The 13,833-nt window shown below is 71.6% G+C and carries 11 protein-coding genes and 1 pseudogene; 6 read left to right on the top strand and 6 right to left on the bottom strand.

What is annotated here, in order from left to right:
• Positions 1 to 271: 271 nt before the first annotated feature.
• Positions 272 to 748 (top strand): Lrp/AsnC family transcriptional regulator, encoded by a 477-nt coding sequence (locus DV20_RS02125; RefSeq protein WP_043775902.1) that lies wholly within the window; start codon positions 272 to 274, stop codon positions 746 to 748.
• A 44-nt stretch (positions 749 to 792) separates the two neighbouring features.
• Here the strand turns inward: DV20_RS02125 and helR are convergent, their stop codons facing one another.
• Complete coding sequence (gene helR / locus DV20_RS02120; RefSeq protein ID WP_084093276.1) at positions 793 to 2,997, bottom strand: RNA polymerase recycling motor ATPase HelR; 2,205 nt, start codon at positions 2,995 to 2,997, stop codon at positions 793 to 795.
• 98 nt (positions 2,998 to 3,095) lie between these two features.
• A complete protein-coding gene (locus DV20_RS02115; protein WP_043775896.1) occupies positions 3,096 to 4,913 on the bottom strand; it encodes a LamG-like jellyroll fold domain-containing protein in 1,818 nt (605 codons plus the stop codon).
• An 80-nt stretch (positions 4,914 to 4,993) separates the two neighbouring features.
• Between DV20_RS02115 and DV20_RS02110 the strand changes: the two genes are divergently transcribed.
• Entirely contained in the window at positions 4,994 to 5,377 is a 384-nt protein-coding gene (locus DV20_RS02110; RefSeq protein WP_043775895.1) for a VOC family protein, read from the top strand.
• On the opposite strand, the gene DV20_RS02105 is transcribed toward DV20_RS02110, so the two are convergent.
• Positions 5,353 to 5,841 carry a DUF6328 family protein gene (locus DV20_RS02105; RefSeq protein ID WP_043775893.1) on the bottom strand — a complete coding sequence of 163 codons (489 nt, stop codon included), beginning with the start codon at positions 5,839 to 5,841 and terminating at the stop codon, positions 5,353 to 5,355. The two genes, DV20_RS02110 and DV20_RS02105, sit on opposite strands and share 25 nt — an antisense overlap.
• 125 nt (positions 5,842 to 5,966) lie before the next feature.
• Between DV20_RS02105 and DV20_RS02100 the strand changes: the two genes are divergently transcribed.
• Positions 5,967 to 6,524: a superoxide dismutase family protein gene (locus DV20_RS02100; RefSeq protein ID WP_043775890.1), complete on the top strand. Its 558-nt coding sequence runs from the start codon at positions 5,967 to 5,969 to the stop codon at positions 6,522 to 6,524.
• 1 nt (position 6,525) lies between these two features.
• Here DV20_RS02100 and DV20_RS02095 read toward each other — a convergent pair whose 3' ends face one another.
• The 3 genes and pseudogenes from DV20_RS02095 to DV20_RS02085 all read right to left on the bottom strand — a co-directional run bounded on the left by DV20_RS02095 (position 6,526) and on the right by DV20_RS02085 (position 9,849).
• Positions 6,526 to 6,915 carry a TIGR03667 family PPOX class F420-dependent oxidoreductase gene (locus DV20_RS02095; protein ID WP_043775888.1) on the bottom strand — a complete coding sequence of 130 codons (390 nt, stop codon included), beginning with the start codon at positions 6,913 to 6,915 and terminating at the stop codon, positions 6,526 to 6,528.
• Between the two features lie 66 nt (positions 6,916 to 6,981).
• Positions 6,982 to 8,839, bottom strand: a pseudogene (locus DV20_RS02090) (DUF2339 domain-containing protein).
• Positions 8,840 to 8,883: 44 nt separating this feature from the next.
• Positions 8,884 to 9,849: a Gfo/Idh/MocA family protein gene (locus tag DV20_RS02085; RefSeq protein WP_084093275.1), complete on the bottom strand. Its 966-nt coding sequence runs from the start codon at positions 9,847 to 9,849 to the stop codon at positions 8,884 to 8,886.
• 80 nt (positions 9,850 to 9,929) lie between these two features.
• Between DV20_RS02085 and dusB the strand changes: the two genes are divergently transcribed.
• The 3 genes from dusB (at position 9,930) to DV20_RS02070 (ending at position 13,832) form a co-directional block, all read left to right on the top strand.
• Positions 9,930 to 11,069 (top strand): tRNA dihydrouridine synthase DusB, encoded by a 1,140-nt coding sequence (gene dusB, locus DV20_RS02080; RefSeq protein ID WP_043775886.1) that lies wholly within the window; start codon positions 9,930 to 9,932, stop codon positions 11,067 to 11,069.
• A 396-nt stretch (positions 11,070 to 11,465) separates the two neighbouring features.
• A complete protein-coding gene (locus DV20_RS02075; protein ID WP_043775883.1) occupies positions 11,466 to 13,085 on the top strand; it encodes a glycoside hydrolase family 27 protein in 1,620 nt (539 codons plus the stop codon).
• Between the two features lie 99 nt (positions 13,086 to 13,184).
• Positions 13,185 to 13,832, top strand: a complete 648-nt coding sequence (locus DV20_RS02070) for a VC0807 family protein (protein ID WP_043775880.1) — start codon at positions 13,185 to 13,187, stop codon at positions 13,830 to 13,832.
• Position 13,833 lies beyond the last annotated feature (1 nt).

Raw genomic sequence — 13,833 nt, 5'->3', positions numbered from 1 at the left:
CCTCCTGAAAGTCGCTGAAAGCCGGGGTCGCCGGTAGGGGAAGCCGCCAGACGGTACCTGCCGCCGGACGGCCGGCGCGTGCTGCTGTGCGCGGGCGCACAAAACCGCCTCGGAAAGCCTCGTCGATTCCGCCCCTGACCACCGATTCCTCGGCTGAGCGCGGCGTGCACGTCGAATCGCGCGAAGCTGGCGCGGAGGGCTCGCTTTCTGGCCTGGTCTCGATACGCTGCGCACTTGACAAATCACATGCCGAAACACAGGGAGGGACGGCATGGGTGACGAAACACGTGCGCGCGCGCTGGACAATACGGACAGATCGCTGATCGACCTGCTCCAGAAGGACGGCCGGGCCTCGTTCACCGCGCTCGCCAAGGCGGTCGGGCTTTCGGAGGGAGCGGTTCGCCAGCGCGTGCAGCGGCTGCTGCGCGACGACCTGATGCAGATCGTCGCGGTGACCGACCCCGCCAACGTCGACCTGACGCGCCAGGCCATGGTCGGCATCAACGTCGACGGCGTCGATCCCCGCGACGTCGCCGACAAGCTGTCCGAGCTGCCGAACGTGCACTACGTCGTGCTGTGCGCCGGGCGGTACGACCTGCTGGCCGAGCTGGTCTGCCGGGACGACGACCACATGCTCGAGGTGCTCGGCGAAGAGGTGCGCAAGATCCCGGGCGTGTCCGGGACCGAACTGTTCGTGTACCTCAAGCTGGCCAAGCAGAACTACTCCTGGGGCCGGCTCACGGCGTAGCGGTGCGGGGATGACGGGTACCGCCGCCCGCCACCCCCCGCCCGCTACAGGAACCGCCGGTGCCCGGACCTCGCGGGCACCCCGGCCTCGGCGAGGCCGGTCAGCGCCGCCGGGAGCGGATCCCGGTGCAGCACCCCGAGGCGCTGCGTGGCGCGCGTGAGCGCGACGTAGAGCTCCGCCGCGCCACGCGGGCCCGCGGCCAGGATCCGCTCCGGTTCGACGACGAGCACGGCGTCGAACTCCAGTCCTTTCGCCGCCGCGGCCGGGATCGTTCCCGGCACCCCCGGCGGACCGATCACGACACTGGTGCCGTCGCGGCCGGCCTCGTCGCGGACGAAGTCTTCGATGGCGCCGGCCAGCTCGTCGTCCGCCACTCGTCTGGACCACGGCCGGACCCCGCTCGCCCGCACCGATTCCGGCGGCCGCGCGTCCGGCGCGAACCGGGCCAGCACCCCGCCCGCGACGGCCATGATCTCCGCCGGGGTCCGGTAGTTCACGGTCAGCCGCCGGTACACCCAGCGGTCGCCGACGTACGGCGCGAGCACCGGGCCCCACGCCGTCGCGCCGGCCGCCGAACGGCGCTGGGCGAGGTCGCCGACGATGGTGAACGAACGGCTGGGGCAGCGCCGCACCAGCACCCGCCAGTCCATTTCGGACAGTTCCTGGGCCTCGTCGACGACGACGTGCCCGTACGTCCAGTCGCGGTCCGCGGCCGCCCGCTCGGCGAGGTCGCGCGGGTCGCGCTCGGTGAACCGCCCGGCCAGGTCCACGGCGTCGAGCAGATCCCCGGCGACCAGCTGGACGTCCTCGTCCAGCTCTTCGGTGTCCAGCTGCATGAGGTCCATGACGCCGGCGGCGTACTCGGCTTCCGCTTCCGCCCGCCGGCGCGCGGCGGCACGTTCGGCGGCTTCGTCCCGGCCGAGGAGGTCGACGAGCTCGTCGAGCAACGGCACATCCGACACGGTCCAGGCGGTGCCGTCCGCCCGGAACAACGCCGGATCGGCCCCGGCGGCCTCGATGCGGCGCGCGGACTCGTACAACCCCGCCAGCAGCGTCTCCGGCGTCAGGGAGGGCCACAGCGCGTCGAGCACGACGTCGAGCGCTTCGTGCGCCGCCAGTTCGGCGAGGACGTCGGCACGCAGGTCCGCCCACAACCCGCGGTCCTCTCGGTCCAGCCAGCCTTCGCCGATCTTCGCCACGGCCCGCTCGGCCACGAGTGATACCGCGTGCGCACGGAAGACCGCGCGGGCTTCGTTGTGCGGCAGCCCGGACGCGCGCGCCGCGGCACGGGCCTCGGCGGCGAGCTCGGCGTCGACCTCCACGGTGACGTCGGTCAGCTCGACCGGCACCGGTTCGGCGGGCAGCTCCTGGCGGTCGGCGACCGCGGCGGCCAGCACGTCCAGGATCGTCAGCGAGCCCTTGAGCCGCGCCACCTCCGGCCGGTCCTCGGCCGTGACGCGCAGCCCGGGCACGAGGTCGCCGGTGGTCAGGAAGACGACGTCGGACTCGCCGAGCGACGGCAGCACGCGGCCGATGTGGTCGAGGAACAGCGGGCTCGGCCCGACGACGAGCACCCCGCCGCGGGACATCCGCTCGCGCCGCGTGTAGAGCAGGTACGCCACCCGGTGCAGGGCGACGGCGGTCTTGCCGGTGCCGGGGCCGCCCTCCACCACCAGCACTCCGGCATGGCCGAGGCGGATGATCTCGTCCTGCTCGGCCTGGATCGTCGCGACGATGTCCCGCATGCCCTCGCCGCGGGGCGCGTTGACCGCCGCGAGCAGGGCCGCGTCCCCGCGTTTGGCGTCGCCGGGACGGCCGAGCACCTCGTCGGTGAAATCGAGGACCCGGCGGCCCACCGTGTGGAACTGACGGCGGCGCCGCATGTTTTCCGGCCGCGCCGCCGTGGCGACGTAGAACGGCCGCGCCGCCGGCGCCCGCCAATCCAGCAGGAACGGTTCGTAGTCGTTTTCCGCGTCGAACAGGCCGATCCGGCCGATGTAAGTGGTTTCGCCCGAAAGGGCGTCCAGCCGGCCGAAGCAAAGGCCGTTGTCGGCGACGTCCAGCCGGGCCGCCTCCCGCGCCCGGCACCGGACGTCGACCTCCCGCTCCCCAGGCGTCACCCCGGTTTGGCCCAGCGCGCCGTGGTACCGGGCCCGCGCCGCCGCGCGTTCGCGGTCGAGCCGCTCGTACAGCGCGGCGACGTAGGCCCGTTCTTCCCGCAATTCCTCGTCGTACCCCGGATTTGACAAGTTCCCCTCACAGCGGTTAGACTATTGACAGGTTCGGCGGGTTCTTCCGTTTTCGGAAGGCACGCCGATTTTTTATTGTCCACCCGCTGTCAAGGGCTTCAGCCCAGCATGAATTCCCGCGGGTTCAGCGGCCGGTCCACCACCCGCACGTCACCCAGCAACCCCGCGAAACTCCGGTCGACCCTGCCTCCGTAGGACGAGGCGCCGACCAGCCACGAACCGCCCGGATCGGCGAGCCCGACGGCGGGCGTGGCCGGGTTCCGGACCACCGGGCAGCCGTCGACGTACATCGTCGTGCGCCGTCCGTCGTTCACCACGGCGACGTGCCACCACTTCTCCACCGGCAGCTCGTGCCCCCAGTTCGTCGACGTCCGGTTCTGGTTGAGCGGGTACACCGCCCACTGCAGCTCGCCGCTGTCCGAAAGGGACAGTGTGGCCGCCGACTCCTGCGGGTCGTCGCCGGTCTTGCCCGCCGCCGCGCCGCTGCCCTGCCGGGCGAACAGGCCGCACCAGCCGTGGTGGCCGTCCTTGAAGTTCGCCGGCAACCGGAAGAACGCCTCGACGGTGTACCCGCGCTCGAACTTCAGCTTGTTGATCGGCGCCGCGTCGACCGTGCGCAGGTACGCGCCGCGGCTCGGGTCGCGGCCGCCGTCGAACCGCAGGCTCGCCCGCGACGGCTGCCGCGGCGAGAACTCGCTCGAGTACTTCAGCGCGTCCGGCCCGCTCCCGGGCGCGGTGACGCGCGTGAGGTCGTTGCCGCGGCCGGTCTGGTCGCGCACGACGACGTCGTCCGGCACCGCCTTGCCGTCCTGACCGCCTTCGAAGCGCCAGTACGCGACGGTACCGGGGATGACCAGCTGCCTCGCCGGCCGCGCGGGCGGGACCGGCACCGGCGCGAAGCCCTTGAACCGCTCGGCGAAGTCGATCTCCAGGCTGAAGTAGTCGGCCGCGCCGCTGCGCTCCACCTCCTGCTGCTGCAGCTCGCTCAGGTGGTCCTGCGCGGCGAGCCACGGCGAGAACGTCCGGACGTCGATCACGCCGCGCGCGAGGTCGAACTGGTAGAGCCGAACCATCGCGCTGCCGCCGTAGTAGCGGTCCTGGTAGTTGGTGATGTGGACGTGCACGTCGTGCCCGGCGGCGTTCTTCCGGACGGTGCGCCCGGTCGGCCAGTAGTGCCCGTTCAGCGTCAGGAAGATCTGGTCGTTGCCCTCGACCAGTTCCTTCCACACGTGCTCGCCGAACGTCGAGAACTGCGCCTGGGCGTTGTCGTCGGCCCAGACCAGCTCGTGGATGGTGAGGATGGCCGGCAGCCCGGGGTGCTGCGCGAGGACCTGCTTCGCCCAGTTCAGGCCGCCCGCCGATGGCCGCCAGTCGAGGGCGAGCAGCAGCCACTCGCGGCCGCCGCCGCGGAAGACGTGGTAGGTGTTGTAGCCGTCCTTCGAAGCGCCGCGGAACGTCGGCGAGTTGCGCTGGCGCTGCGGGCCGAACGCGTCCAGGTACGGCGAAGGGCCGCGCTGGTCGTCCTTCGAGCCGTCGATGTCGTGGTTGCCCGCGAGGGTGCTGTACGGGAACCGGCGGCGGTCGAGAGCCTGGAACGACCGGCCGATGCGGGCGAACTCGTCTGCCCGGCCGTTCTGCGTGAGATCACCCAGGTGGGCGAGGAAGACAACGTTGTCGTCACTCTCGTCGAGGACGTAGCGCAGCGAGGCGTCCAGCGGGGCCGCGTCGCCGCGGTCCTCGTCGAAGAGGTACTGCGTGTCCGGCATGACCACGAGCGTGAAGCGCGGGTCTTCGGTGTCCGGGCGGTGCCGGCCGGTGGCTGGGGCGGCGGGGGCGCCGAGGACGTTCGGCAGGGTCGCGGCGGCGGCGACGGCCGGGGCGCCGAGGAGGAAGGTCCGGCGAGAAGTGTCAGTCACGGGCGGGAAGCTACGGGCGGCTTCCGACCACCCCGGCAACTGCTGCCGAACACCGGATGAACAGCGGTAGGGTCCGCGCCATGAGGCTGTTCCGGCTGATCCAGCCCGTCGACGACATCGCGGTCGCGGTCGCGTTCTACGCGGCCGTCTTCGGCGATCCGGGCGAGCGGATCGCCACCAACCGGCACTACTTCACCTGCGGCGGCGTGGTGCTGGCGTGCGTCGAGGGGCCGCTCGAACACCGCGAGCCACGCCCGCAGCGCGACCCGCGGATCGTCTACCTCGCGGTCGAGGACGTCGAGGAGACGTTCGAGCGGGTGCGTGCCGCCGGACCGCGCTGGGTGGACGACGCCATCGAGACGCAGTTCTGGGGCGAGCGGTCGTTCTACGCCGACGACCCCTTCGGCAACCCGCTCTGCTTCGTCCAGGAGGACACGCTCTACCTGGGCGGGCCCGTCGGCTGATCGCCGTTGGCCGGGTGCATCCGCATCGGCATGACGAACCACAGGATCCCGAAGATCAGCAGGCACAGTGCGGCCATGATCGCCATCGCGATCTCGCCGTAGACGACCTTGGCGATCAGCGCGACCGTCGACGTGATCGCCAGCGCCAGGCAGACCAGCCCGACCAGGACGAGCCGGTTGCCGACGGTCAGGATCCGTTCCCGGCTGCCCGTGCGGAACAGCAGCCGGTGCCACGCCGCCGGCGCGGTCAGCAGCGCCGTGGCCGCCATCGCGAGCGCCACCGCGGACAGGTGCAGGGACTTCTCGAACCCGCTGGCGTCGTGGAACCGGTCGGTGAACACGACCGACAGCAGGAAGCCGAAGAGGATCTGCACCCCCGCCTGCGCGACACGCAGCTCTTGCAGCAGCTCCCCGACGTTGCGGGTGAGCTGCTCGTTGCGGGTTTCGCCGGTGTGTTCGGGCACGAAACGACCTTAACCGCGGCCGGGGCGGTCCACCCACTGAGGAAACCGTGACTTTTCCACCAAATCGGTCACTCATTCGAGTGATGATCATGGCGGCTCCGCGGGCGACTCGCTAAAGAGGGGAAATGCGCCTTCTCCCCGCTTTCGCCGCCGCGGCCGCCGTCGCCGTGCTCGCTCCCGGCGCCGCGGCCGCGGCGTCGTCACCGGTCCGGTTCGTGACCGCGCACGGCACGTTCACCGCGTATGCCCCCGGCGCACACGCGGTGACGTACCGCCCCGACCTCGTCCCCGCCGGCGCCCGGGCGCGCGTCTCCGGCCTCGCGGCCGCCGGCACGACCACCACGCTCCTCGTCACCGGCCTGCGGCCGGGACGGGCCTACGGCGCCCACGCGCACGCCCAGCCGTGCGGCGCCACCGGCGACGCCGCCGGACCGCACTTCCAGCACGCACCGGACCCGGTGAAGCCGTCGGTCGACCCCGCGTACGCGAACCCCCGCAACGAGATCTGGCTCGACTTCACCACCGACCGGGACGGCACCGGCTTCGCCCGGTCCACAGTGGACTGGGTGTTCGGCGACCGGCGGGCGAAGTCCGTGGTCGTCCACGAGACCGCCACGCACACCGGCCCCGGCCACGCGGGCACGGCCGGCACCCGGCTCGCCTGCCTGGACGTGGGCTTCTAGTTCAGAACCCCCAGGAGCGCTCGGGCACCACGCGGACGCGGACAGAGTACTTGGCGTCGAACTCCGCCACGGTCAAGCCGAGCGCCGCGTAGTGGGCGCCGTACTTGTCGAGGTACCCGGGCGTCTCCGACGCCTTGCCCGCCTCGACGTGGGCTTTCCCGGTCACGACGAGGATCGAGCCGCCGTGCTCGTCGCTGTTGAGGTGGAAGCTCACGTCGGGGTTCGCCTCGATGTGCCGGAGCTTCGCGGTGTCCGGCTCGCTGAACAGCAGAATGTCCTCGCCGTCGAGGACGAACCACACGGGCCGTGGTGCGGGCCGTCCCTTCGGCGTGACTGTGGTCAGCCAGGCGATCGATTCGCCCGCGCGGTCGGCGAGCTTCGGCTGTGGCATGTCGGTGCCCCCTGGTCGTCGGTCAGGTGATCCAGGTAACCACGGAGCACCGACAATTCTTCCCCGCTACCGCGAGGCGACCCGCCGCGCGTACCGCGTCCCCGCGGCCAGCAGCACCAGGCCCGCGCCCAGGAACGCGCCGACCCTGGCCAGCCCGTCGAGCGCCGACAGGTCGAACAGCACCAGCTTGAGCACCGCGGCGCCGACGAGGATCAGCCCCGTCACCCGCAGCGCGACGACGTCGATCCCGCGCAGGAGCAGCACGAGCGCGGCGATCGTCCAGGACACCGTGATCAGCGCGTGGCCGAGGAGGAACCCGGTCCGGCCGGGAACCGCCAGCAGCGCGCCGCAGAGCACCACCCCGGCGGCGCCGTACAGCGCCGAAACCCCGGCGAGCAGCCAGATCGGCAGGTCTTCGGCCGGGCCGCGGAACACGGCCAGCCGGGCCGCGGCCCACGGCAGCGCGACGGACACGGCGAGGATCAGCGTCGCGACGACGAGCGCGCCGGTCACCTCGGCGGCGGCGTGAGTGCGGGGGACGATCAGCAGCGCGGGCGTGACGTCGAAGACCACGCCGAGCAGGCCGCCGATCGCCGCGAACCCGAGCGCGGCGGCGAGCGCGCCCCGGTTGCGGCCGCCCACCGCGGCCACGACCAGCAGCAGCGCCTCACCGAGCAGGACCCCGGCGCGCGCCGGGCCGTCGAACTGGGTGACCGTCGCCTGCAGGAGCGCCAGCAGCCCGGCCAGCCCGGCCACCTGGCCGCCGAACCCGGGCCACCAGCGGCGGCCCGCCCAGACGGCGAGCAGCACGACGCCCGCCCCGGCGGTGACCGGCACCGCCTGCGCCTTCGGCAGCAGCACCGCGGCGATGAGCATCGGCAGCACGGCGGTGGCCAGCAGCGAGAGCGCCGCGGGGTCGTTCTCGCGGCGGCGCAGCACGATCAGCGCGAGCACGACACCGGTGAGCCCGGCACCGCCGGCCGCGGCGGTGTTGGCCCAGCTGCCGCCTCCGCCGAGCCACGCCGAACTGATCACGGAGGCGAGCAGCGGCGGGACACCGGCGGAGAGGGTCAGCGACGACCAGTCGCGGCGCAGCTGCACCGGCGCCGTCGCGAGCTGGATCATCAGCAGGAAGGTGACCAGTTCGGGGGTGAACCCGCGGACGATCATCGGTGCGCAGACGGCAGAGCCGACGACGACGGCGGAGGCCAGCAGCGGCGACTCCCAGCGCACGGCGACCAGCAGCCCGCCCACGGCGACCGCCAGCCCGGCGGCGAGCCCGGCGAACACCGGCAGGAACTCGTACAGCGTGGTCGCGGCGACGACGTCCAGGTAGAGCGTCGCGATCCCGGTGGCGGCCAGCGCGAAGGCCCCGGTGCGGCCGGCGGGCTTGCGGTGCAGCCAGACGCCGGTGCCGGCCAGCGCCAGCCCGAACCCGGCGCCGACGAGCACCCGCGGCAGCGGCCCGAGCCAGCCCCGCTGCACGGCGAGCACGAGCAGCAGGACGACGCCGAGCAGCGTCACGGCCCCGCCGACCCAGGCGAGCACCCGGCTGCCGGCGCCTTCTGCCGAGCTTCTCGCCCAGCGTCTGCCGGGGAACGGGCTGGTAGGACGGGGCGTACGGCGGTTGCGGCGGCGGGACGTACTGCTGCTGGGGCGGTGGCTGCCACTGGTACTGCGGCCAGGGGACCGGCGCCGGCTGGGGTTGCGGCGCCGGCTCAGGTCGCGGTTGCGGTGCCGGCTCGGGCTGCGGCGCCGGCTCGGGCTGCGGCGCCGGCTCGGGCTGCGGCGCCGGCTCGGGCTGCGCGGCCCGGACGGTCCGCAGTTCGGAGCCCACCAGTGCGAGACGACGCCCCAGGTCGTCGATCTCGCCGGCGAGCCGGAGGAGCACATCTGCTTCGGTGGTCATACCGGACAGGGTCACGCAGCGCGTCCACCTGCGGATCCGTAGCACTACTCAATCCCGGGTCACGTCCTGGTCGCGGCGAGCACCTGGTCCATGGTCGTCATGATCGAGACGGTCTCGGCCAGTGGCATCAGCGGGCTCTCGGTCTCCCCGGCGGCCAGCCGCGACGCCACTTCGTCGGCTTGGTGCCGAAGGCCGCGGCCTTCGTCGACGTACTCGAAGCGGCTTCGCTCGCCTTCGCGCGGGATGACGGTGAAGGAGGCGGGGGCGTAGAAGGGCCCGTCGATCTCGATGCGCGCTTCGGTGCCGACGATCGTCGCGGTGGTCGGCGACACGGCGCTCAAGGTGCAGGTCAGGACGGCTTGCGCGCCGCCGGAGTACCCGAACAGCATCGACATCTGGGCGTCCACCCCGGTGAAGGCGGGCGTCGCCATGGCGGCCACCCGCTCAGGCGCCCCGAGGACCATCGACGCGAACGAAACGGGGTAGATCCCCAGGTCGAGCAGGGCGCCTCCACCGAGTTCGGGCGCGAACAGCCGGAAGGCGGGGTCTTCGGCGAACCACTGCCCGTGATCGGCGGCGACGGTGACGACGTCCCCGAGGCTCGGCAGGAGCTCGCGGACGTGCCGGATGTGCGGCAGGAAGCGCGTCCACATGGCTTCCATCAGGAAGAGGTCCCTGCCGCGCGCCAGGTCGACGAGGTCCCGGGCCTCCTCGGCATTCATCGTGAACGGCTTCTCGACGAGCACGGGCTTCCCGGCTTCGAGCGCGAGCCGGGCGTTGGCGTGGTGGAGGGGATGCGGCGTCGCGACGTAGACGACGTCGACGTCCGGATCGTTCGCGAGGGCTTCGTAGCTGCTGTGGCGGGCGGGGACGCGGTGTTCGGCGGCGAACCGCTCGGCGCTGTCCGCCGTCCGCGACCCGACCGCGGCGACCACGCCGGACTCGGTGAGCCGCAGGTCTTGGGCGAAGGCGCCGGCGATTCCGCCGGTGCCCATGATTCCCCAGCGCAGGGGCGTGTTCGTCATGGGCGGAACCCTATTGCCGTCCGGAGAGGCGATGGTGACGCGGCGACCCTGGTTGGGTGTGACCAACACCACCAGCGACAATGGAGGGTGTGACCGCGACCTTGAGCAAGCCCGCCCTGAAGATCGGCCCCTACGAGGTCGATCCGCCGGTCGTGCTCGCCCCCATGGCCGGCATCACCAACGTCGCCTTCCGGCAGCTGTGCGCCGAGTACGGCGCCGGCATCTACGTGTGCGAAATGATCACCGCCCGCGCCGTCGTCGAGCGGCACCCGGGGACCATGCACATGATGACCTTCGGGGCCGACGAAAAGCCCAGGTCCATGCAGCTCTACGGGGTCGACCCGAAGACCATGGCCGAGGCGGTCCGGATCATCGTCGGCGAGGGCCTCGCCGACCACGTCGACTCCAACTTCGGCTGCCCGGTCGCGAAGGTGACGCGCAAGGGCGGCGGGGCCGCGCTGCCGTTCAAGCGGAAGCTGTTCGAAGCCATCGTGCGCGAGTCGGTGAAGGCCGCCGGGGACACGCCGTTCACGGTGAAGTTCCGCATCGGCATCGACGACGACCACCACACGTTCCTCGACGCCGGCCGCATCGCCGAAGCCGAGGGCGCCGCCGCCGTCAGCCTGCACGCCCGCACCGCCGCGCAGCGCTACTCCGGCCAGGCCGACTGGACGAAGATCGCCGCGCTCAAGGAAGCCGTCACCGGCATCCCGGTGCTCGGCAACGGCGACATCTTCTCCGCCGACGACGCCCTGCGCATGGTCGACGAGACGGGCTGCGACGGCGTGGTCGTCGGCCGCGGCTGTCTCGGCCGGCCGTGGCTGTTCGGCGAGCTCGAAGCCGCGTTCCAGGGCCGTCCGCTGCCCACCCCGCCCAACCTGGGCGAGGTCGCGGCCGTGCTCCGCCGCCACACCGAACTGCTCATCGAGCACGACGGCCACGACAAGGCGATGCGCGACATCCGCAAGCACATGGCGTGGTACCTGATGGGCTTCCCGGTCGGCTCCGAGCTGCGCCGCGGCTTCGCGATGCTGTCGTCCATGGACCAGCTCGTCGACCTGATCGCCCAGCTCGACCACTCGGCGCCCTTCCCGGCGGCCGCGACCGGCCCCCGCGGACGCCAGGGCTCCCCGGGCAAGGTCACGCTGCCACACGGCTGGCTCGACGACCCCGACGACGACTGCGTCCCCGAGGCGGAAGACATGCACTCGGGCGGCTGAGCCCGAGACCAGACCGGCGCCTCGCCGGGTTCGGCGGCCGCGCGTCACCCGTTTCGGTGATCTCCGGTCCCGGACGTCATGGTCGCCGCGGCACGCCCTCTTGTCTGACGCTGAGGTGATCGGTCCGGCACGCCCCCCGACCGGCCCGATCACCGACAGTTCGGCTCGGCGGCAAAACGCCCCCCGTTTGCCGCCGAGCCCTCATCTCGACGAGCCCGTCACAACGGGCCAGGAAATGAAAATTTCACGGTGCGGCGCAATAAAAAGCGCCTTTGTGTTAGCGTTCACATTCCGTCCGACTCGCCGTCAATGCTGATGGGGGTTAAGTTGTCGCACGCGTCCTCACCCACCGCTCCAGCGCCGCCATCTTTCCGTCCTTCATGGACAAAATTGAAAGTGCTCGCGGCGATCACCGGCCTGCTGTCCGCTCTGGCCGTGGTCTTGGCGGCTCCGTCGAGTGCCGCGGCGGCGGCTCCGATCAGCAAGCCGCCGATGGGGTGGAACTCCTGGAACTCCTTCGCCGGGACGATCGACCACACCGTCATCGAGCGGCAGGCGGACGCGCTCGTGTCCTCCGGTATGAAGGACGCGGGCTACGAGTACGTCAACATCGACGACGGCTGGTGGACGGGCTCCCGCGACGCGGGAGGCAATATCACCGTCGACACCGCGAAGTGGCCCGGCGGGATGTCCGCCATCGCCGACTACATCCACAGCAAAGGGCTGAAAGCCGGCATCTACACCGACGCCGGCCGCAACGGCTGTGGTTACTACTACCCGACCGGGCACCCCGCCTACCCCGGCACCGGCGCCGAAGGCCACTACGACCAGGACTTCCTCCAGTTCTCCCGCTGGGGCTTCGACTACGTGAAGGTCGACTGGTGCGGCGGCTCGGCCGAAGGGCTCAACGCGCGCAACGCCTACACCGCGATCAGCGACTCCATCGCGCGCGCCACCGCCCAGACCGGGCGGCCGATGGTGTTCTCCGTCTGCGAGTGGGGCGGCCAGCAGCCGTGGAACTGGGCACCCGGCATCGCCAACCTGTGGCGCACCAGCGGCGACATCATCTACTGGGGCGAGCGGCCCTCGATGTCGCGCGTGCTGGCCAACTTCGACGCCGCCCAGCACGCGAGCGCGCAGAGTCCCGGCCACTACAACGACCCTGACATGCTCGTCGCCGGCCTGCCCGGCTTCTCCGACGCGCAGAACCGCACGCACCTGAGCCTGTGGGCGATTTCGGGCGCCCCGCTGATCGCGGGCAACAAACCCGGCGAGATGACCGCCGCCACGAAAGCCGCGCTCACCAACCGGGAAATGATCGCCATCGACCAGGACTCGCTCGGGCGGCAGGGCACGAAGGTCGCCGAGGACGCTTCGGGGCTCCAGGTTTACCAGAAGGTGTTGTCCGGGACCGGTCGCCGGGCCGTCGTGCTCCTCAACCGCACCGGCTCGGCCGCGACCATCACCGCCCGGTGGTCTTCCCTCGGCCTGACGGGCTCGGCCGCCGTGCGTGACGTGTGGGCCGGGGCCGATCGCGGCACCTTCGCTTCGAGCTACGCGGCTTCGGTCCCGGCCGGGGAGGCGGTCCTGCTCACGGTCACCGGATCCGACGGCACGCCCACGGGCGGCGGAGCGATCACCGGCAAGCAGTCCGGCCGCTGCCTCGACGTGCCGAACGGGACCTCGGCGAACGGCACCCAGCTGCAGCTGTGGGACTGCCAGGGCGGGCCGGGCCAGACCTGGACCCGCACGGCGAGCCGGCAGCTGACCGTCTACGGGAACAAGTGCCTCGACGCGTCGGGTCAGGGCACGGCCAACGGGACACCGGTGGTCATCTGGGACTGCAACGGCCAGACCAACCAGCAGTGGACCGTGAACGCGAACGGCACGATCGCCGGGGTGCAGTCGAACCTGTGCCTGGACGCGAGCAACCAGGGGACCGCGAACGGCACCAAGCTGCTCCTGTGGGCCTGCAACGGCCAGGCGAACCAGCAGTGGACGGTGCCCGCGGCCTGAGCCACGCGGCTCTCCCGTTCCGGCACCATGACATCTGTCAGCCCGAAGTCGTGGCGGACGACATCCTTCCCGGGCCGTCCGCCACGACAAGCTTTTCCCATGACGACGAACCAGCCCGGAAGCTCCCTGGTCAAGACCCTCGCGATCGAGATCGCCGTTCCGCTCGGCGTCTACTACGGACTCCACTCCCTCGGTGCGAGCGACTTCACCGCGCTCGCCCTGGCCGGGGTCTTCCCGCTGGCCCGGACGCTCCACCAGTTCGCCAAGGACCGCACGCTCAACGGCCTCGCCCTGGTCGTCCTGGTCACGAACGTCGTCGGCATGCTGCTCACCTTCGTCTCCGGTGACGCCCGGATGATGATCGCCAAGGATTCGCTCGGCAGCGGCGTCACCGGCCTGGTCATCCTCGTCTCCGCGTGCACCGCGGCCCCGATCATGACCAAGACGATGCGCCCCTTCCTCACCCGCGGCAAGGCGGAGAACGAAGCCGCGTGGGAACGCCTGAGCGGCACCCCGGAATTCGACAGCATCCTGCGGCGCTGCAGCGTGATCTGGGGCATCGGCTTCGCGCTGGAGAGCGCGGTTCGCATCGTCGGCGCCTTCACGCTGCCCGTCTCCACCATGGTCTGGCTGAGCACCGTCATCTTCGCGGGCGCGTTCGCGGTGATCATGGTCGTCTCCGGCAAGGTGGCCGAAAAGGCCGGCAAGCTGATCGCCGCCGACGCGAGGCCGCTCGTGGCCGCTTGAC

Origin of the sequence: Amycolatopsis rifamycinica, from assembly GCF_000695625.1 — a bacterium.
In the GTDB taxonomy this organism is placed as follows: Bacteria; Actinomycetota; Actinomycetes; order Mycobacteriales; family Pseudonocardiaceae; genus Amycolatopsis; species Amycolatopsis rifamycinica.
The sequence above is the reverse complement of the archived record's forward strand: the minus strand, read 5'-3'. Positions and strand labels throughout refer to the sequence as shown.